The 18,656-nt window shown below is 39.4% G+C and carries 19 protein-coding genes and 1 riboswitch; of the genes, 4 read left to right on the top strand and 15 right to left on the bottom strand.

The genetic code is table 11. The features are described 5' to 3' along the window. Positions 1-207: 207 nt before the first annotated feature. Positions 208-519, top strand: a complete 312-nt coding sequence (locus F1325_RS19235) for a hypothetical protein (protein ID WP_208797907.1) — start codon at positions 208-210, stop codon at positions 517-519. A 242-nt stretch (positions 520-761) separates the two neighbouring features. On the opposite strand, the gene F1325_RS05470 is transcribed toward F1325_RS19235, so the two are convergent. The 5 genes from F1325_RS05470 to moaA all read right to left on the bottom strand — a co-directional run bounded on the left by F1325_RS05470 (position 762) and on the right by moaA (position 3,871). Next, entirely contained in the window at positions 762-1,472 is a 711-nt protein-coding gene (locus F1325_RS05470) for a Bax inhibitor-1/YccA family protein (protein WP_109373985.1), read from the bottom strand. Positions 1,473-1,666: 194 nt separating this feature from the next. Next, the gene (gene moaE / locus F1325_RS05465; RefSeq protein ID WP_098943826.1) at positions 1,667-2,128 is read right to left on the bottom strand and encodes a molybdopterin synthase catalytic subunit MoaE; all 462 of its coding nucleotides are present in this window, start codon (positions 2,126-2,128) and stop codon (positions 1,667-1,669) included. A 1-nt stretch (position 2,129) separates the two neighbouring features. Next, the gene (moaD, locus tag F1325_RS05460; protein WP_160230090.1) at positions 2,130-2,375 is read right to left on the bottom strand and encodes a molybdopterin synthase sulfur carrier subunit; all 246 of its coding nucleotides are present in this window, start codon (positions 2,373-2,375) and stop codon (positions 2,130-2,132) included. Then, positions 2,372-2,851 (bottom strand): cyclic pyranopterin monophosphate synthase MoaC, encoded by a 480-nt coding sequence (gene moaC, locus F1325_RS05455; RefSeq protein ID WP_023581221.1) that lies wholly within the window; start codon positions 2,849-2,851, stop codon positions 2,372-2,374. Before moaC ends, moaD begins: the two co-directional genes overlap by 4 nt. 39 nt (positions 2,852-2,890) lie before the next feature. Continuing rightward, positions 2,891-3,871, bottom strand: a complete 981-nt coding sequence (moaA, locus tag F1325_RS05450; RefSeq protein ID WP_109373983.1) for a GTP 3',8-cyclase MoaA — start codon at positions 3,869-3,871, stop codon at positions 2,891-2,893. Beyond that, a riboswitch (molybdenum cofactor riboswitch) is annotated at positions 3,861-4,003 on the bottom strand. It overlaps the preceding gene by 11 nt. A gap of 279 nt (positions 4,004-4,282) precedes the next feature. On the opposite strand from moaA, the gene yvcK reads away from it, so the two are divergent. After that, positions 4,283-5,221: a uridine diphosphate-N-acetylglucosamine-binding protein YvcK gene (yvcK, locus tag F1325_RS05445; protein ID WP_109373982.1), complete on the top strand. Its 939-nt coding sequence runs from the start codon at positions 4,283-4,285 to the stop codon at positions 5,219-5,221. A 123-nt stretch (positions 5,222-5,344) separates the two neighbouring features. Here the strand turns inward: yvcK and F1325_RS05440 are convergent, their stop codons facing one another. The 6 genes from F1325_RS05440 to bioB all read right to left on the bottom strand — a co-directional run bounded on the left by F1325_RS05440 (position 5,345) and on the right by bioB (position 12,579). Continuing rightward, positions 5,345-6,295 carry a DUF1266 domain-containing protein gene (locus F1325_RS05440; protein WP_160230089.1) on the bottom strand — a complete coding sequence of 317 codons (951 nt, stop codon included), beginning with the start codon at positions 6,293-6,295 and terminating at the stop codon, positions 5,345-5,347. 188 nt (positions 6,296-6,483) lie between these two features. Beyond that, positions 6,484-8,493, bottom strand: coding sequence for an excinuclease ABC subunit UvrB (gene uvrB / locus F1325_RS05435; protein ID WP_160230088.1), 2,010 nt, complete (start codon positions 8,491-8,493; stop codon positions 6,484-6,486). Positions 8,494-8,963: 470 nt separating this feature from the next. Continuing rightward, entirely contained in the window at positions 8,964-9,647 is a 684-nt protein-coding gene (gene bioD, locus F1325_RS05430; RefSeq protein ID WP_160230087.1) for a dethiobiotin synthase, read from the bottom strand. After that, a complete protein-coding gene (gene bioC / locus F1325_RS05425) occupies positions 9,640-10,404 on the bottom strand; it encodes a malonyl-ACP O-methyltransferase BioC (protein ID WP_160230086.1) in 765 nt (254 codons plus the stop codon). The genes bioD and bioC overlap by 8 nt, the downstream gene beginning before the upstream one ends. Further along, positions 10,379-11,542, bottom strand: coding sequence for an 8-amino-7-oxononanoate synthase (gene bioF / locus F1325_RS05420; RefSeq protein WP_160230085.1), 1,164 nt, complete (start codon positions 11,540-11,542; stop codon positions 10,379-10,381). Before bioF ends, bioC begins: the two co-directional genes overlap by 26 nt. After that, the gene (gene bioB, locus F1325_RS05415; RefSeq protein WP_160230084.1) at positions 11,542-12,579 is read right to left on the bottom strand and encodes a biotin synthase BioB; all 1,038 of its coding nucleotides are present in this window, start codon (positions 12,577-12,579) and stop codon (positions 11,542-11,544) included. The genes bioF and bioB overlap by 1 nt, the downstream gene beginning before the upstream one ends. A gap of 103 nt (positions 12,580-12,682) precedes the next feature. Between bioB and bioA the strand changes: the two genes are divergently transcribed. Beyond that, on the top strand, positions 12,683-13,957 hold the full coding sequence (gene bioA, locus F1325_RS05410) for an adenosylmethionine--8-amino-7-oxononanoate transaminase (RefSeq protein WP_109373975.1): 1,275 nt from the start codon (positions 12,683-12,685) through the stop codon (positions 13,955-13,957). Positions 13,958-14,019: 62 nt separating this feature from the next. Here bioA and pgl read toward each other — a convergent pair whose 3' ends face one another. Next, positions 14,020-15,009 carry a 6-phosphogluconolactonase gene (gene pgl, locus F1325_RS05405; RefSeq protein ID WP_109373974.1) on the bottom strand — a complete coding sequence of 330 codons (990 nt, stop codon included), beginning with the start codon at positions 15,007-15,009 and terminating at the stop codon, positions 14,020-14,022. 149 nt (positions 15,010-15,158) lie between these two features. On the opposite strand from pgl, the gene F1325_RS05400 reads away from it, so the two are divergent. Beyond that, on the top strand, positions 15,159-15,980 hold the full coding sequence (locus F1325_RS05400) for a pyridoxal phosphatase (RefSeq protein ID WP_109373973.1): 822 nt from the start codon (positions 15,159-15,161) through the stop codon (positions 15,978-15,980). A gap of 77 nt (positions 15,981-16,057) precedes the next feature. On the opposite strand, the gene modC is transcribed toward F1325_RS05400, so the two are convergent. From modC to modA, 3 genes are read right to left on the bottom strand one after another with little or no spacing between them, the layout of a single operon-like run. Then, positions 16,058-17,122: a molybdenum ABC transporter ATP-binding protein ModC gene (gene modC, locus F1325_RS05395; RefSeq protein WP_109373972.1), complete on the bottom strand. Its 1,065-nt coding sequence runs from the start codon at positions 17,120-17,122 to the stop codon at positions 16,058-16,060. Beyond that, a complete protein-coding gene (gene modB / locus F1325_RS05390) occupies positions 17,116-17,808 on the bottom strand; it encodes a molybdate ABC transporter permease subunit (RefSeq protein WP_160230862.1) in 693 nt (230 codons plus the stop codon). The genes modC and modB overlap by 7 nt, the downstream gene beginning before the upstream one ends. A 17-nt stretch (positions 17,809-17,825) precedes the next feature. Further along, positions 17,826-18,596 (bottom strand): molybdate ABC transporter substrate-binding protein, encoded by a 771-nt coding sequence (modA, locus tag F1325_RS05385; protein WP_160230083.1) that lies wholly within the window; start codon positions 18,594-18,596, stop codon positions 17,826-17,828. Between the last annotated feature and the right edge of the window lie 60 nt (positions 18,597-18,656).

Here is an 18,656-nt window from a genome sequence, read left to right as displayed (position 1 = left end):
GAAGTATTGCTAGAAGAGCAGTTCTATTTATGTGGTCATTGTTGTCAGCAAATAACATCAATTCATGACTGCCACAATGAACATATCGAACCTCAACAATTAGCATAAAATAAAACGCTTGAGTTCTCTAATCTTATCGCCAGTTGCAATGCTAAGAAACAATGCGGCGATTCTCATCAACATCACGCACTTCCCCTTACTCCACTTATGGATGAGCGGGAGACTGAATTACAGTTTTCAATTAGTGGTAGAGTTAATGGTGTAACTTCCCGTGCTGAAAAGGCAATTGAAATATTGAATTTAGGCTCTAGCACTCTTCCCAATAACTTATTAATCAGTAAAAGAAAAAACGCTATTGAACAAATTCTATTTATCAATGGAATTGATCCTAGTGAAGGATTAGAAGATGATGATTTACTTAATGCTTTAATCATAGAACTAGCAAAACCTAATGATGATGGAAAACTAGAAAGCTTTTCACCTATTATTATTAATATATTGAAACAGTGGTTAACTTAACAATAAGGGGAATATTATGATTCCTTTTATTTCTGGTGTTCACGTTCTCTTTGTTGTCGGTTTTTAGTAGGTTTAACTATTACGCCTTGGTTACGAGATAATTAAACTTCATTCTATTTCAATTATGTGCGACAGAAAAACTCTCTTAATAAATGCAAAAAAAATCCCACAACTTATAAAAGTTATGGGATTTATTTTTTATGCTGTTTTTAAACTACGTTTATCCGTAGATACCGTTAAAATTAACGACGGTCGCCTAAAATACGCAGTAACATTAAGAACAAGTTGATGAAATCTAAATAAAGCGTTAATGCACCCATAATTGAGTAACGGCGCATATTTTCTTTATCTTCTTGGTTAATTTCATTACCCATATCTTTTAATTTTTGTGTGTCATAAGCAGTTAAACCTGCGAAAATCAACACACCAGCGTAAGAGATAACCATGCTCATCATTGAGCTTTGCATAAAGATATTCACGATAGAAGCAATAATAATACCGATAAGCCCCATAAACAGGAAGCTACCCATACCCGTTAAGCTACGCTTAGTCGTGTAACCGTAAACACTTAATGCACCAAACATCGCTGCACAAATAAAGAAAGTGCTAGCAATTGAAGATGCGGTATAAACCAGTAATACGCTTGAGATAGTCACACCGGTTAGCACGGAATAGAGCATAAACAATGAGGTTGCCATTGCGCCACTCATTTTATGAACCATACCAGATAACACGAAAACTAACCCTAATTGAGCAATGATCAGACCAAAAAAGACGACCTTGCTAGAAAAAATCATTGATAATAATGCTTCGCTTGATGCAACGTAGAGTGCAACAAACGCAGTGAGTAACAGACCTACAGTCATCCAACCATAAACTTGAGCCATAAAGGTTTGTAGGCCAGAACCTGTGCGCTGTACGATTGAATCATTTGAACGTGAAAATCGATCCATGATGATTACCCTTTAATCATAGTGATAACGTTAGGTTTAACAATAACGTTTATTTCAGTAAAAAGTCCATTATGGACTCATTAGAATTTAATTTTATCACACTGATTTTACATTTCCACGAATTAAACTGTATGAAATGTCACCATAAAATAAATTTAAGTAAAGTAATGTAGCGTTTAATTCAGTGTGATGATTTATTCCCAGCGCTCAGCCGAGTCATAATCACTTTGGCGTGCATCAACCCATCTGTCGTTGTTTTCAGAAAGACCTTCTTTTTTCCAAAATGGTGCGCGTGTTTTTAAGAAATCCATAATAAATTCAGCAGATTCAAATGCACTATTGCGATGAGAACTGGTGACACCAACAAACACTATCTCTTCACCAATATGCAAAGTTCCAACGCGGTGAATAACACTTACACGCTGTAAAGGCCAACGAGAGCGAGCTTCATTCACAATATCTGTTAGTGCTTTTTCAGTCATTCCTGGATAGTGTTCAAGCGTGAGTGTACTTACTTCATCACCGAGATTATGATTACGAACTTTACCCGTAAATGTCACAACAGCACCATCGCTGTCACACTCTGAAAGCCATTGGTATTCATCACCAACACTAAAATTTTCGGTTTGTACTGAAATACGAGTTGATGCGCTCATCTTATCCTCCTGTAACAGGTGGGAAAAAGGCGATTTCATCACCATCATTAATAACGTGAGAGCCTTGAACAAAGGATTGGTTTACCGCAGAGAGTAACTTGCCATCTTCTAATGCGAGTGACCAACGATCACCTTTAGTAATTAAGGCGTTACGTAAATCATCTACTGTGTGGTATTTACAATCTAATTCAAGCGAATCAACACCCACTAATTCACGGACTTGAGCAAAGAAAAGAACCTTAATCATGCTTCCACCTTAAAGTGACCTGATTTACCACCTGTTTTTTCTAATAAACGTACAGGTCCTATCACCATATCTTTTTGAACAGCTTTGCACATATCATAAATCGTCAACGCAGCTACCGATGCCGCAGTTAATGCTTCCATCTCAACCCCTGTTTTACCCGTTAAACGGCAAACAGATTCAATACGTACGCGGTTAGATCCAGTGAGTGCCTCTAAACGCACTTCGACTTTAGTTAATAACAGCGGATGACATAATGGGATTAACTCCCATGTTCTTTTTGCTGCTTGAATACCTGCAATTCTTGCTGTCGCAAATACATCACCTTTATGATGTTTACCTTCGGTGATCATGCTTAATGTTTCTGCCGACATTTCAACAAAGGCTTCAGCACGCGCTTCTCGCACTGTTTCAGCTTTAGCGCTAACATCCACCATGTGAGCTTCACCGGCAGCATTAATATGAGTTAGTTGAGACATGCACAACTCCTGAAATTAACGAAATAACAGAGCGAAAAACTATCCACCAATCACAGATAAGTTCGGTGTAATACCGCTATCGCCTTGATGAAGAAAATGGGTTTCTCGTTTATGAAGAAGACCACCCTGGATACGCTGTTGTAATGCTTCTTGTTGACTATCATCAGCAAGCAGATCGCGTAAAGGAATACCATTTTCACCAAATAGGCAAAGATGGAGATTACCAATGGCCGAAACACGTAAACGGTTACAGGTTAGGCAAAAGTCTTTTTCATAAGGCATGATAAGACCGATTTCACCTTGATAATCAGGATGGGTAAATACTTGAGCAGGCCCGTCACTACGAGCGCGAGGAATTTGTAACCAACCTTCATTGAGTAAGCGCTGGCGAATCACTTCACCAGACAAATGAAAGCGGTTGAATATATCACTACCATCACCCGTTTCCATTAACTCGATAAAACGCAGTTGGATAGGTCGGTCTTTGATCCAACGAAGAAAATCTGGGAGGTTTTTATCATTCACATTGCGCATTAGCACAACGTTAACTTTTACTTTTTCGAAACCCGCGGTAAATGCAGCATCAATACCTTCCATTACTTGGCTAAATTTATCTTGCCCTGTAATAGCATGGAATTGACGAGGATCGAGGCTATCAACACTCACATTAATTGCACTTAAACCGGCATCACGCCATTGAGCGACATCACGAGACAATCGATAACCATTTGTTGTAACTGCGATTTTTTTGATAGCCGCATTGTCTTTAATGGTTGCGATAATATCAGTAAAATCACGACGCATTGTAGGCTCACCACCAGTTAGGCGAATTTTTTCTGTCCCTAACGCGGCAAAAGATTGTGTCAGTCTGCTGATTTCATCTAACGAAAGAAATGATTTATGACCGTTAGGCTTATAACCATTAGGTAGGCAATAAGTACAACGAAAATTACACACGTCTGTAATTGAAAGACGTAAATAGAAAAATTTGCGGGAAAACGCATCAACGAGTTGTTGCATAGTAACACCTTTCCAAATCGGGAGATGCTGGCATTTCTACCTTGCACCCTGGTGACTGGTTTCGTCACGGCCAGAACATCATATCTTGTAAATACATGACTTAGACATTAAGGCTAGGAGTTAATCTTTACCTGTTTTTCACAGGTTTCTAATACCTATATATTTATTGTGGATTCTACCTGCTAATTTTTCAAAAAGCGAATAATGTTTTCGCTATATAATTTATAATACAACGACTTACGACACTTTAGTCACTCTAATAACATAAGTAAAAACGCTTTCATTGATTAAATATTAGGCTATCAAAAGTGAAATTAAACTAGGAATGTGATGAAATCACGTCGTGATCATAGGCTTAAAATTTAATTGTGATAAATTAGCGGCAAATTTTTAAAGATGAGTAGAACAAATATGCGAAATCGCACGCTAAGTGATTTAGATCGTGTTGTTGCCCTTGGTGGTGGTCATGGCCTTGGACGTGTGCTTTCAGCACTCTCCTACTTAGGCTCTCGTCTTACTGGTATTGTTACAACAACAGACAATGGCGGTTCTACTGGCCGTATTCGCCAAGAAGAAGGCGGTATTGCGTGGGGAGATATGCGCAATTGTATTAATCAGTTAATTACTGAGCCTTCCGTTGCTTCTGCGATGTTTGAATACCGTTTTTCTGGTACAGGCGAACTGGCAGGGCATAATTTAGGTAATCTAATGCTTAAGGCTCTTGATAACTTAAGTGTTCGACCTTTAGAAGCCATTAATCTTATCCGCGGGTTATTAAGAGTGAATGCTCACCTTATTCCTATGTCTGAACAAGCCGTTGACCTTATGGCGATAGACGACCAAGGAAATGAGATTTATGGTGAGGTCAATGTTGATATTTTACCTAAGATCCCCCAAAAGCTTGATCTCTACCCTAAAGTGCCGACTACACGAGAAGCCATTGAAGCGATTGAACAAGCCGATTTGATCTTAATTGGCCCCGGTAGCTTTTTTACCAGTTTAATGCCTTTATTATTACTACCAGAGCTTGCACAAGCATTACGCCGTAGCAGTGCAACAACGATTTATATTGGTAATTTAGGCAAAGAGCTAAGCCCTGCGGCTGCCAGTATGACGATGTCTGATAAAATCGCCATGATGGAAAATTATATTGGTTTACAAACCATAGATGCCGTGATCATTAGCCCTGAAACACAATATGAATCGATGAAAGGTCGATTAATTGTACAAGCTCAATTGGAAGCCAAAGATATTCCTTATCGTCACGACCGTCATCTATTAGGCAAAGCTATTGAGTTAACATTGCAACAATTAGGGCAACGTAATGCATCACCTCAAGTCGTTAAATAGTATTTAATTACCTACTTTCATAAAAAAACCGCATCTGCAATAAACAGCAAGTGCGGTTTTTTTGTCGATAAAAACACAATATCACTATTGGTTTTCAACGCATTATTAGCTATGGGTTAGTTATTAGCTATTAAGCTGCTTTAATGTAATACGCTGACTAATCGCTTCTTCAATTTCGTCAAGCGTCATTGGTACATCATTTTTCATCAAACCAAGACCCGCTACGGTACGAGAAAACGACATTAAATCTAATGGAGGTAGCTCCATGATCCAGTTCTCTTCTGTTGCCAACGTGTCTGCAGCATTCAGAATATTTTGTATAACATCCGTAAAAGCTTGATGAGAAGATACCCAATCTTGATCGCCACTGGCCCAAAACCAACGAGCTGCAATAAAGTTTCTCCACATATCTTCCCAACCATCATAAATCCGACGCAACATTGATGCGCTCATTAATGACCATGTTTGGGCTTCTTGTTGAGTAATATATCCTTGTTGGCAACCTTCTAAACAGAGCTTGTTAAAACGGCAGAGATCCCAAATAAGGTATTTCACATTTTGGATATTCATGCGATTTGTGCTCATCATATCGATTTGCCATAAACGCTCATTTTTATCGTGTTCAGTTAACTCAGAAAGTAAAATATCATTTTTTAATGACTGAACATCGTCTTCTTTACCATCCAAAATTTGGTCACGTAGCTGATAAAAATCATTGGTGTGACCTTGAGTGAGCAACCAAAATAGTTGATAGACTAAATCCCAACGGTCGTTAATTCCCCAACCTGCTGATAATCCACCATCATCTTTACCTTGATCATATTCGTTATATGCCCACTCATTCATTGCGGCATAAGGTGCTGCAACATATAAACCCCATTCATTGGGTAACAACTGACCTGACGTATTTTCTGCTTCAGATAAAATGGGCTCCTGCCCTGCTGTTGATGGTTTTTGCAACTCACTATCTTGTACAGCAAATTTGCGTAGCCATTTAAAAAGCATAATAAGAAGAATAACACCAAGAATTACCCCAGCAGAGCTGGGAACCCCTGCATAAACATAACCACTCATTCACTATCCTTAATGTCTTTTTTATCTTTGTAAATAATTGACGCTTTGTTTGTGGTGGTATTTAAACAGTTGAACGCCATTAAGGGAATATCAAACAAGGCAAAAAATGGAAGATAGAAGATAAAAAGGGATAATCCCTGTAAAAATACGGATATCCCTTTATTAGTTTGTGAACTTAATTTCTCTAATTAAGAGTTAGCAATAAATTGAGCACGTAACGCTTGCAACTTATCACGAGTACTCGCCGCTTTCTCAAATTCAAGATCTTTTGCATATTGATACATTTCGGCTTCTAAACGTTGGATCTCTTTTTCCAATTCAGCCGTTGATAACAACGGATAATTATCATGAATCTCTATTGCTTTGTGCCCTTTTTTATTGCGTCCCTGAGAAGGCTGACCAATCTTGAGAATATCACCAACTTTCTTATTTAATCCTTTAGGCACAATGCCGTGCTCAAGGTTAAACTGTTGCTGTTTCTCACGACGACGTTCAGTTTCACTTATTGCTCTTGCCATTGAATCGGTAATTTTATCGCCATATAAAATCGCTTTACCTTCAAGATTACGAGCCGCACGACCAATTGTCTGAATCAATGAACGCTCTGAACGTAAGAAACCCTCTTTATCAGCATCTAAGATCGCCACCAAAGAGACCTCTGGCATATCCAAACCTTCTCGGAGTAAGTTGATACCCACTAATACATCAAACTCACCTAAGCGCAAATCACGAATGATTTCGACACGCTCAACCGTATCAATATCAGAGTGCAAATAGCGAACACGTTCACCGTGCTCTTCAAGATATTCCGTTAAATCTTCTGCCATCCGTTTTGTCAGTGTTGTTACTAATACACGTTCGTTTTTCGCTGCACGAATACGAATTTCAGAAAGTAAATCATCAACTTGTGTTGCCACAGGCCGCACTTCAACAATCGGATCAAGTAAACCTGTTGGTCTTACAACTTGCTCAACAATTTCATCACCCGATTTTTCAAGTTCATATTTACCCGGTGTTGCTGAAACATAAATCGTTTGTGGTGCTAACGCCTCAAACTCTTCAAAACGTAATGGACGGTTATCAAGCGCAGAAGGTAAACGGAAGCCATATTCAACTAAGGTTTCTTTACGGGAACGGTCGCCTTTATACATTCCACCAATTTGAGGAATAGTAACGTGTGATTCATCAATTACGAGTAAACCGTTAGCAGGAAGGTAATCAAATAGGGTTGGTGGTGGCTCACCGGGGCCTCTACCTGATAAATAGCGTGAATAGTTTTCAATACCGGAGCAATATCCCAACTCATTCATCATTTCGAGATCAAATTGAGTACGCTGTGTCACCCGTTGTTCTTCAACAAGTTTATCGTTAGCTAAAAGTACTTTGCGTCTATCTGCGAGTTCTTTTTTGATTTCTTCCATCGCTTCAAGAATACGTTCACGAGGTGTGACATAGTGCGTTTTAGGATAAACAGTAAAACGAGGCACATTGTAGTGAATTTGCCCCGTTAAAGGGTCAAACAGTGAAAGGCGTTCGACTTCTTCATCAAATAGTTCAACACGTAATGCATAATCATCAGATTCAGCAGGAAAGATATCAATCACTTCACCACGGACACGAAATGTGCCCCGCTGAAAGGCTTGATCATTACGAGTATATTGTAAGTCAGCTAAACGGCGTAAAATGGCACGCTGGTCGATTATCATGCCGTTAGTCAGGTGAAGCATCATTTTTAAATAGCTATCGGGATCACCTAAACCATAAATGGCTGACACGGATGACACCACAATGACGTCTTTACGTTCTAGCAAGGCTTTAGTAGCAGATAAGCGCATTTGCTCGATATGTTCGTTAACAGAAGCATCTTTTTCAATAAAGGTATCAGAGCTTGGAACATACGCTTCTGGCTGATAATAATCATAATAAGAAACAAAGTATTCCACTGCATTTTCAGGGAAGAATTCTTTCATCTCACTATAAAGCTGTGCCGCCAATGTTTTATTTGGCGCTAACACCATAGTCGGACGATTTAGATTGGCAATCACATTGGCAATCGTAAAAGTTTTACCTGAACCTGTTACCCCTAAAAGAGTTTGATGAGCAAGACCATCATCTAATCCTTCACAGAGTGAGGCAATAGCGGCAGGTTGATCACCACCTGGTTTAAATTCAGAATGCAGTTTGAAATCTTTGCTCATATTTTCTTCTCCTCGCTGACCCTCCCTATAATACTGGATAAAAATCCAGCTTCAATCTCTATCTGATAAAATTTGTCTGAATAATTAGCATAAGTTATCCCCAGTTTTGGAACTGGGATTTTTCCAAAAAGCAACCCCCTTTTTAATGAATTATTCAAAGGAACACACCAACACCAGTCTCTCTATTGATTTTATTTAATTAATTGATATATAAGAATTAAAAATAAAAGTTGAGAATAACGCCAATCTTTAGCAATGCCTTGTGTTCTCTCTATTTAGCGTATTTTTATAATGGTAATACACAAGGTTATCCACAGGAATAGTGGATAACTACACAAAGTTGTTATCTCTCGGTAGGTTACGTCTTTTTTTCCATCTTAAAATATCCCTCAAAATTGACGAAATTTATTTTTTTTATTTTTTTATTGGTATAAAAAATAGACTTTTATAATTTACTTAAAAACGGTCTATCAACTTAGTTTTAAACAAGAAAGATCAAGGTAAGGAGTGAAATTATGCTCTTTTACTTCATTTAAATAGGGTATTTTACCTAAGAGTGGTGCTTTAATATGCTGTTTTAATGTTGCCAAATATTCTTTCTGATATCGCCCCGCAGGTTCAACTTCATTTGCAACCCAACCCGCCAATGTTAAACCAGACTGAATAATTGCTTGTTGCGTTAATAACGCATGATTAATGCAACCCAATTTAACACCTACAGTCAAAATAACAGATAGCTTTTCATTGATAGCCCAATCAGAGAAAAATTGATTTTCTGACAGTGGAGTAAACCAACCACCAGCACCTTCAACTAAAACCCAATCAGCTTGCTGCTTTAAGTAAGACAAGCCTTCTGACATCACATCAAAATCAATAGGCTGATTCATTTCTTGGCTGACAATATGCGGCGATGTCGGCGTTTCAAAGCAATAAGGGTTAACGCGGTGATACTCTAATTTTACTGTGCTGAATTTTTGCAATGTTAACGCATCCGAGTTACGTAAACCTTCATTTAGCCACTCACTTCCTGATGCAACAGGTTTATAGCCCGCAGTTTGATATCCTTGATGTGCCGCACATTGTAATAATGCGCTACTCACAACCGTTTTACCCACTTCGGTATCTGTACCTGTTAAAAACCATATTTTAGCCATGAGATATTTTTCCTATAACAATTTGATAAGTGAGTAAATATTTTCCTGACTCTGTTTTCCATACATTTTCTAATGCATGGAGTTTTTGTCGTGTCATCAAGCCTTTTTGGCGATCACCTTGCACAAAATTGGCACCAACGCCCTTCAAAGAAGCAAAGAGCGCATGTAATGAATCATATTGTTCTGTGACAGTTTCGGTAGAAAATTGGCAATGAAAACCGGCACAGGCTTTCTCGATATCTTGAGGGGATAAAAAGGGATTAACATGTTCATGCTTATCAAGCGATTGCCAAGCGTCTCTGACTTCTTGTAATGTCGACGTGGCAAGTGTTGAAAAATAAAGTGATCCTTTCACATTTACAGTGTTCATTAACGTTTTAACGGCAACAGATAAATCATCACACCATTGCATCGCTAAATTGCTAAAAACAATATCCACACTTTGTGGCGTAATCGCACAGTGCTCTATATCACTTTGTAGATAGCCATGGGCTCGCTGTTGCTGTTTTGCCACTTGTAACATTGAATGTGATAAATCAAGCGCAATAACAAACTTGCCTTGTTGCTTCCATTTTTGACTGAAATATCCCGTTCCACACCCTGCATCTAACACAATGTTGCCACTATCATGACGTGTTAAATCCATTAATTTATTGCCGCTATAGCGCTGAATATTGGCATGATTATCATAATGAATCGCAGCTTTACTAAATGTTTGAGCTATACGTTGTTTATCTGTTTTGACTGAAGAAAGCATGAAGCGTCTCGATTAACAGCTTAATATCTGAAAGGTGATGGCGAGTCGTTAACGTTATTCGTAAACGTGCACTTTGAGGAGGTACGGTAGGTGGAAAGATTGCTTTTACCCAAAGCCCTTTAGATTGCAGATAATCTGAAAGTGTTTGGCACAATTGTTCATCACCAATAATAACGGGTTGAATAGCAGTTTGCGAAGGCAATAATTTAATAGGGAGCGAAGCAACACCTTGGCGAAAGGTATAAATTAATTGTTGAAGATATTCCCGCTCACTATCAGCTTGCTTAATCACATTCAGTGCGGAATTTAAAGCCACAGCTTGTGCCGGTGGCATTGAGGTACTGTAAATGAGATGGCGAGCATATTGTTCAAAAAACTCAGCAGTTGGCTTGTTGCAAAGCACAGCCGCCCCACTCACTCCAAAAGCTTTACCAAAAGTTACAACCAATAATTCAGGTTTAATACCCACGTCATCACAACTGCCTTGGCCTTGTTTACCTAAAACACCTATACCATGCGCATCATCGACCATTAACCAAGCATGATGCTTTTGGCTTATTAATGCAGTTTCTCTTAATGGCGCTTGATCGCCATCCATGCTAAATACCCCTTCTGTCACCACTAGGATTTTATTAGCAGACGTTTTATTGAGTCGTTGAGATAAAGAATCTGGCGAATTATGCAAAAAGCGCCACAACGTGGCGGGTGATAATGCGGCTGCTTCCATTAATGAAGCATGGCAAAGTTTATCAGCAATAATGATATCTTCTTTTTCAAGTAATGCCGAAATAACGCCCTGATTGGCACTATAACCTGATGAAAATAACAGCGCATTATCGTAACCCAACCAATCTGCAAGATGCTGTTCTAATTGCATATGAGCTTGTGTAAACCCTGTGATATGCCCTGAACCGCCACTCCCCACACCATATTCATTCGCACCTTGTTGCCATGCGTTAATCACATCGGCATGTTGGCTAATACCTAAATAATCATTGCCTGAAAAATTAAGATACTTTTCGCCTGATATCGTGGTTAGAAAGCGCCCATTAGAATGATTTATCACTTGGCGTTTTCGCCATAATGGCGTATTTCTACGCACATTAAGTTTTTCATCTAAATAGTTTTGCCAGCTCATTACAGTGCCGCGTTATAAAATTGTTCAGTGTCTTTATTAGCAACAGCGTGCATTAGCGCTTCTTCTTGCTGATTATCGCCCATTGATACCGCTAACCGCTCTGGATTTAGGCCTAACTTGCGGAATAATTGGTGATCTTTATCTTCAGTAGGATTGGTTGTCGTTAATAATTTGCAACCGTAGAAAATAGAGTTAGCCCCAGCCATAAAGCAAAATGCTTGTGTCTGTTCACTCATTTGCTCTCGCCCAGCAGAAAGACGCACATAAGAACGCGGCATCATGATACGAGCAACGGCGATAGTACGAATAAAATCAAAAGGATCGACATCCTCATTATCTGCAAGTGGTGTCCCTTTTATTTTGGCAAGCATATTAATAGGTACACTTTCAGGAGGCTGTGGCAAATTGGCTAATTGCACCAGCATTGCAGCGCGATCTTTAACTTCCTCGCCTAACCCTAAAATTCCGCCAGAACACACTTTAATACCCGCATTACGCACTTTATCAAGCGTATCTAAACGGTCTTGATAGGTGCGTGTTGTCACGATACTGCCGTAAAATTCAGGTGAGGTATCAAGGTTGTGGTTATAAAAGTCCAGTCCTGCATCTGCTAATCGGTTAGCTTGTGAATCATCTAATTTGCCGAGTGTCATACAGGTTTCCATACCCAGCGCTTTAACTTCTTTTACCATTTGCTCAAGGTAAGGCATATCGCGCTCATGCGGATTTTTCCATGCCGCACCCATACAAAAACGTGTTGAACCTGCCGCTTTTGCTTTTTTCGCAGATTCAATCACTTGCTGTACTTCCATTAAGCGCTCTTTTTCTAATCCCGTTTTATACCGCGCGCTTTGGGCACAATACTTACAATCTTCAGGACAAGCCCCTGTTTTAATAGAAAGCAAAGTGCTCACTTGGATTTGTGAAGGGTCAAAATGTTGACGATGAACTTGTTGTGCTTGAAAAACCAAATCTAAAAATGGCATATCAAACAATGCTCTGGCTTCTTTTAGTGTCCAACGTTTTAGTGCGCTCACAATACAATCTCCTGTTTAAAAGTGATTGCCAGTTTAAATAATAGGGTTATCATGTCAACTAAAATTGATCACCATTGGTTTACATGATTAAGTGAAAAATATAATGACACCTGAAGATATCGCTTTCGATTTACGCCACATTTGGCATCCATACACTTCGATGAGTAATCCTTTACCTGCTTACCCTATCGTCAGTGCAAAAGGCGTTGAATTAGTCTTGGCCGATGGTAGAAAACTGATTGATGGAATGTCTTCATGGTGGGCAGCAATTCATGGATATAATCATCCAGAACTCAATAATGCCGTTACAACACAGCTAAACAATATGTCTCATGTGATGTTTGGTGGCATTACTCATCCACCAGCAGTATCACTTTGTCGAAAATTATTAGCGATAACACCAGCGCCTCTTGAATGCATATTTCTCGCAGATTCTGGCTCGGTTGCTGTTGAAGTTGCGCTTAAAATGGCTTTGCAATATTGGCAGGCTAAAGGTGAAAAACGCCAACGTATTGTGGCGTTAAAACAGGGCTATCATGGCGATACATTTGGTGCCATGTCAGTGTGTGATCCAGATAACTCCATGCACAGTCTTTACAAAGGTTATCTGCCTAATCATCTCTTTGTGGATGCGCCAAAAACAGGTTTTTATGAAGAATGGGAGCCCGCTGATATCCACTCATTACGCTCAACACTAGAGCAACATCATCAAGAAATTGCTGCCGTTATGCTTGAACCCATTGTTCAAGGTGCTGGTGGAATGCGAATTTATCATCCTGAATACTTAAAGCATGCAAGAGCACTGTGTGACGAGTTTGATGTACTACTCATTGCAGATGAGATAGCCACTGGTTTTGGTCGAACAGGTAAGCTGTTTGCCTGTGAACATGCTGAAATATCGCCAGATATAATGTGTGTAGGTAAAGCATTAACGGGTGGTTATATGACCTTATCAGCAACCTTAACTACGCGTCATATTGCCGAAACCATCAGTCAAGGTGATGCGGGATGCTTTATGCACGGTCCTACTTATATGGGAAATCCTTTGGCTTGTGCTGTTGCAGACGCCAGTTTATCTCTATTAGCAAAAGGTGATTGGGTAAACCAAGTTGCAGAAATTGAAAAACAATTAAAATGCGAGCTATTACCGTTAAAACAGGCTAAAAGTGTTAAAGATGTACGCGTATTAGGCGCGATTGGTGTGGTTGAAATGCATGAGCCTGTTAATATGGCAAAATTACAAAAAATCTTTGTTGCTGAAGGCGTTTGGATAAGACCTTTTGGTAAGCTGATTTATATTATGCCGCCATTTATTATGCCGCCAGAAAACCTCACTAAACTCACTCAAACTATTGAGAAAGTTGTTAATCTCTCATAAACCTTTTATAAAAAATAAAACCTCTAGCAAGGAAATATTTTGCTAGAGGTTTACAGTAATCTTTACTTCGTCACAACGGTAACCCACATAGCGCCTTTACCTACTGGGTAACACGCTAACTCAGTTAATGCACCAGTGTGTTTATCAATACGAGAAACCGATGCAAAATCTGATTTTTGACCACAAGAAATCAGATAATTTCCGGTATTATCAAGATTAAAGCCACGAGGCTGTGTTTGTGTAGGGTAATAACCCACAGGTTGCAAATAATCGCCCGCTTCTGAAATTGTCATCGCACAAATAAAGCTTTCAGAACGTTCGCTTGCATAAAGAAAACGACCATCTGGTGTAATATGAATATCTGACGCCCAACGAGTACTGTTGAAAGTTTCAGGGACGATATCCACCGTTTGCATTAAGCGATATAAATCACCCATACGACGATATATATTGATTGTCGCATCTAATTCATTAAGGCAATAAAACACATCACCATTAGGATGGAATGCCATATGGCGAGGACCTGCATTTTGTGCTGTTGTTAGCTCGTCAGTACCCGCTTCTGTTAAACGACCGTCTTCTGATAAATCAAATAAACGGATATGATCTTCACCTAAGCAAGGCACAATCAGTTGTTTATTATTCCAATCGATGTTAGATGAATGAGGCTTATTTAAGCCTTCAATAATTTGAATAGGTGATTGAGGGATCCCCTTCGCATTAATAGGTAAAACAGCTAAATTACCCTGATGATAAGAAGGAACAAACAAAAAGCGCCCTGTTTTATCTAAGCATAAATGGACAGGCGTGCTTGGAATTGACGTTGTCGCCTTTTGTTCTAACTGACCATCAGAAGCTATCGCAAATGTCACCACACTAAAATGAGGACGAATACCCACATAAAGGTATTTTCCATCAGCACTTGCAATCATTGGTTGCACTTGCCCTGCAACCTCAACAACCTGCAATAAATCCATTTCACCTTCGGTGTTTAACGCATAAACATGAATTTGCTGACTCTCTGGACTTGCTACGTAGACTACCTGTTTCATCCCTTCTCCTTAAAACACATTACCCATTGATTTATAAAGAATAATATAATAACTAACGTTTAATTGTAACGATTAAGCTAGTTTATCTTTTATTGGTTAACGTGTAACATCAACACCATTGCATCTTAATACTATCAAGGGGCTTATTTATGTCATATCGCGTTATTGCTTTGGATCTTGATGGCACACTGCTTGATGACCAAAAACGTATCCTGCCAGAATCTTTAGAAGCACTCAATCTTGCAAGAAAAGCAGGCGTTAAAGTTTTAATTGTAACAGGTCGTCATCATGTTGCTATTCATCCATTCTATCAAGCGCTCGATCTTGATACCCCTGCAATCTGCTGTAATGGAACTTACCTTTATGATTATATTGGTAAAAAAGTATTAGAGTCTGATCCACTAACTACACAAGAAACCAGAGCTGTATTAGATCTCGTTAAACAAACCGATATCCATCACTTGGTTTATGCCGACGATGCAATGCTTTATGACCAATTATCCTCCCCTGTTCAACGCACTTTAAAATGGTCAGAAACATTACCTATCGCACAACGCCCTAATCTCGTTAAAGTCGATGATTTCTATAAAGCCATGCATGATGTTAATGCAATTTGGAAAATAGCCACTACAACGCCTGATCACGATGAATTGCGTACTTTAGTTGAGAAAATTGAGCAACAAGTGGGCTTAGAGTGTGAATGGTCTTGGATTGATCAAGTTGATATCGCCAAAAAAGGCAACAGCAAAGGTCGTCGTTTACAACGCTGGGTTGAAGCAAATGGCATGAGTATGAATGATGTTATTGCCTTTGGTGATAATTTTAATGATCTTAGTATGTTAGAACATGTGGGCTTAGGTGTTGCAATGGGTAATGCCTCAGATGAAGTAAAAGCACGCGCCAAAATGGTCACAAAAGTAAACTCACAACCAGGTATTGCAGAGACTATCCATAAATATATTCTGTCTTAGCCCTATTTTTACATCACCCAAAAGAAAAAAACCTCATCAAAGATGAGGTTTTTTTCTCAACAAATACAACTAAAAAATCAAAGATGGCGACTTAGCGAAATACTTTTTATTTGCGCATAAAGCCATTGCCCTTCTTGGATATTTAATTCATCTTTTGCCCAAGGCGTGATCCTCGCCCATAAATAATTGCCATCATTGACAAGTTTCACATCAACTTGGCCATCATTTTTAATGGTTTCAACCACTTTCATATGCAAAATATTACGAATACTACTATTGGATGGGCGAGTCGTTGTTAATGACACATCAGAAGCATCAATACGCACACGCACATCACGACCGATTTTCGCCTCTATTTGAGGCAACCACAACACTTGATTACCAAAAGCCGTTGCCGTCATATCGTAATGACTATGGTGTTCTACCACCATGACATTGGCAATACTGCTTAACGTCTCTTTTTGTAACCAAGGACGTAATGCACTACTTGCCCATACATCTTCCAGCTTACCTGTCGCCTTAATTTTTCCTGCATCCATCACAATAACGTTATCTGCAAGTCGAATAATTTCATCAAGGCTATGGCTCACATACAAAATAGGAATTTGTACATCTTGAGAGAGCTTTTCTAAATACGGCAGTAACTCACGTTTACGCGGTAAATCAAGCGATGCTAAAGGTTCATCCATTAGCATAATATCAGGAGCTGTCAGCAACGCTCGTCCAATAGCAACACGTTGCTTTTCACCGCCTGATAAGGTGATAGGAAAACGCGAAAGTAAATGTTCGATGCCTAATAAGTAAATAATGCGATCAAACTGCACTTTCATTGTCGGTGACATACCATAAAGCAGATTTCCTCTCACTGTGTAATGAGGAAACAGCCGTGCATCTTGGAATACATAACCCACTTTACGTTTTTCAGGTGGCAGATAAATTTTCTTTTCAGTATCAACCAGTGTGTGATTATTTAATACAATCCGCCCTGAATCTGGTTTGGTTAACCCGCCAATCACATTAATCAGTGAAGTTTTACCCGCACCAGATAAACCAAAAACTGCCGTAATACTTTCTGTTGGCAGTTCAGTATTTACTTCCAGACGCAGTGATCCTAGCGTCTGTTTAAAATTCATCTCTAGCATACGCCCCCCAATCTTTTACGACCCCAACGAGTTAGCCACTCTGAAGCCATTAAAGAGACGAGCGCCAAAATAATTGCAATCACACATAAACGGGCGGCATCCATTTCCGCACCCGGTGTTTCAATCAAGGTATACATTGCCAGAGGAATGGTTCTTGTTTCCCCCGGAATATTGGAGACGAAAGTGATTGTTGCGCCAAATTCTCCCAATGAGCGCGCAAATGCCAACACAATTCCTGCGATGATCCCTGGCATAGACAAAGGTAACGTGATAGTAAAAAAGACTCGCAATGGCGAAGCCCCTAAGGTTCTCGCCGCTTGCTCCATGCGTTGATCGACAGCTTCTAATGCTAGTCTAATTGCTCTTACCATCAGTGGAAATGCAACTACTGCGGATGCAAGTGCTGCGCCTCGCCAACTAAAGGTAAAGCTAAAACCAAACCAGTTATACAACCATTCACCAATAAATCCGCGTCTCCCCATACTGATCAGTAAAAGATAACCGACCACAACAGGTGGCAGAACTAAAGGCAAATGGATAATGCTATCCAGCAATGATTTACCGGGAAAACGTACCCTAACTAAAAGCCAAGCCATAAAAATGCCAAAAGGTAGACTGATAATAACTGCGACAGTCGATACCTTAAGGCTTAGTATGATAGCTTGCCATTCGTATTCACTTAACATCTCCAAAAGTATAATTCCTACAGTGGGCTAAAGCCGTATTTCTTAAAGATTTCTGCGGCTTGAGGTGTTTTCAGATAGTCATAAAAATCACGAACTGCTTTATTGTCCTGACCTTTTACAACTGCCATTGGATACTCAACAGGTTTGTGGCTATCAGCTGGGAATACGCCGACCACTTTCACTTTATCACTCGCAACCGCATCAGAACCGTATACGATACCTAATGGTGCTTCATCACGTTCAACTAGCGCCATACCACTACGCACGTTATTAGTACGAGCCATTTCTGGGCTTACTGTATCCCATGCACCTAAATATTCTAATGATTCTTTAGCATAGATACCAACAGGCACATGATCCGGATCGCCAACAGCTAATTTTCCGCCATTAAGTAAGGATTTCCATTTGGTTTCCTTATTAATAACAACGTCATTTAATTTACTATCTTTAGGGGCAATGAGTACTAAATCATTACCTAATAGTGTATGACGTGAATCTGCAACTATTAAATTTTTATCGATTGCGTAGTCCATCCACTGCTGATCTGCTGAAATAAACAGATTTGCAGGTGCGCCTTGTTCAATTTGACGAGCTAGCGTTGAAGAAGATGCATAAGATGCAACCACTTCAGTTTGCTTTTCTTGCTTATATTGTGCCGAAATTTCATTAAGAGCATTGGTAAGAGAAGCGGCCGCAAATACCGTTACTTTTTCCGATGCAAAACTTTGACTGACTAAAGCAAAAGAGATAACCGCACCAGCAAGTAACTTACCTGATAATTTTTTCATGTTCTAATTCCACTTAAATTAAAGGATGACCACGCTGTATATACCAAGATACAGCGTAAA

Source organism: Proteus columbae, from assembly GCF_009914335.1.
Taxonomy (GTDB): domain Bacteria; phylum Pseudomonadota; class Gammaproteobacteria; order Enterobacterales; family Enterobacteriaceae; genus Proteus.
Note: the sequence above shows the minus strand (reverse complement) of the source record. Positions and strands in the feature narration are given on the sequence as shown.

Coding starts and splice junctions, on each gene's coding strand:
- F1325_RS19235 (WP_208797907.1), top strand. CDS start 208: ATGGATGAGCGGGAGACTGAATTACAGTTTTCAATTAGTGGTAGAGTT.
- F1325_RS05470 (WP_109373985.1), bottom strand. CDS start 1,472: ATGGATCGATTTTCACGTTCAAATGATTCAATCGTACAGCGCACAGGT.
- moaE (WP_098943826.1), bottom strand. CDS start 2,128: ATGAGCGCATCAACTCGTATTTCAGTACAAACCGAAAATTTTAGTGTT.
- moaD (WP_160230090.1), bottom strand. CDS start 2,375: ATGATTAAGGTTCTTTTCTTTGCTCAAGTCCGTGAATTAGTGGGTGTT.
- moaC (WP_023581221.1), bottom strand. CDS start 2,851: ATGTCTCAACTAACTCATATTAATGCTGCCGGTGAAGCTCACATGGTG.
- moaA (WP_109373983.1), bottom strand. CDS start 3,871: ATGCAACAACTCGTTGATGCGTTTTCCCGCAAATTTTTCTATTTACGT.
- yvcK (WP_109373982.1), top strand. CDS start 4,283: ATGCGAAATCGCACGCTAAGTGATTTAGATCGTGTTGTTGCCCTTGGT.
- F1325_RS05440 (WP_160230089.1), bottom strand. CDS start 6,295: ATGAGTGGTTATGTTTATGCAGGGGTTCCCAGCTCTGCTGGGGTAATT.
- uvrB (WP_160230088.1), bottom strand. CDS start 8,493: ATGAGCAAAGATTTCAAACTGCATTCTGAATTTAAACCAGGTGGTGAT.
- bioD (WP_160230087.1), bottom strand. CDS start 9,647: ATGGCTAAAATATGGTTTTTAACAGGTACAGATACCGAAGTGGGTAAA.
- bioC (WP_160230086.1), bottom strand. CDS start 10,404: ATGCTTTCTTCAGTCAAAACAGATAAACAACGTATAGCTCAAACATTT.
- bioF (WP_160230085.1), bottom strand. CDS start 11,542: ATGAGCTGGCAAAACTATTTAGATGAAAAACTTAATGTGCGTAGAAAT.
- bioA (WP_109373975.1), top strand. CDS start 12,683: ATGACACCTGAAGATATCGCTTTCGATTTACGCCACATTTGGCATCCA.
- pgl (WP_109373974.1), bottom strand. CDS start 15,009: ATGAAACAGGTAGTCTACGTAGCAAGTCCAGAGAGTCAGCAAATTCAT.
- F1325_RS05400 (WP_109373973.1), top strand. CDS start 15,159: ATGTCATATCGCGTTATTGCTTTGGATCTTGATGGCACACTGCTTGAT.
- modC (WP_109373972.1), bottom strand. CDS start 17,122: ATGCTAGAGATGAATTTTAAACAGACGCTAGGATCACTGCGTCTGGAA.
- modB (WP_160230862.1), bottom strand. CDS start 17,808: ATGTTAAGTGAATACGAATGGCAAGCTATCATACTAAGCCTTAAGGTA.
- modA (WP_160230083.1), bottom strand. CDS start 18,596: ATGAAAAAATTATCAGGTAAGTTACTTGCTGGTGCGGTTATCTCTTTT.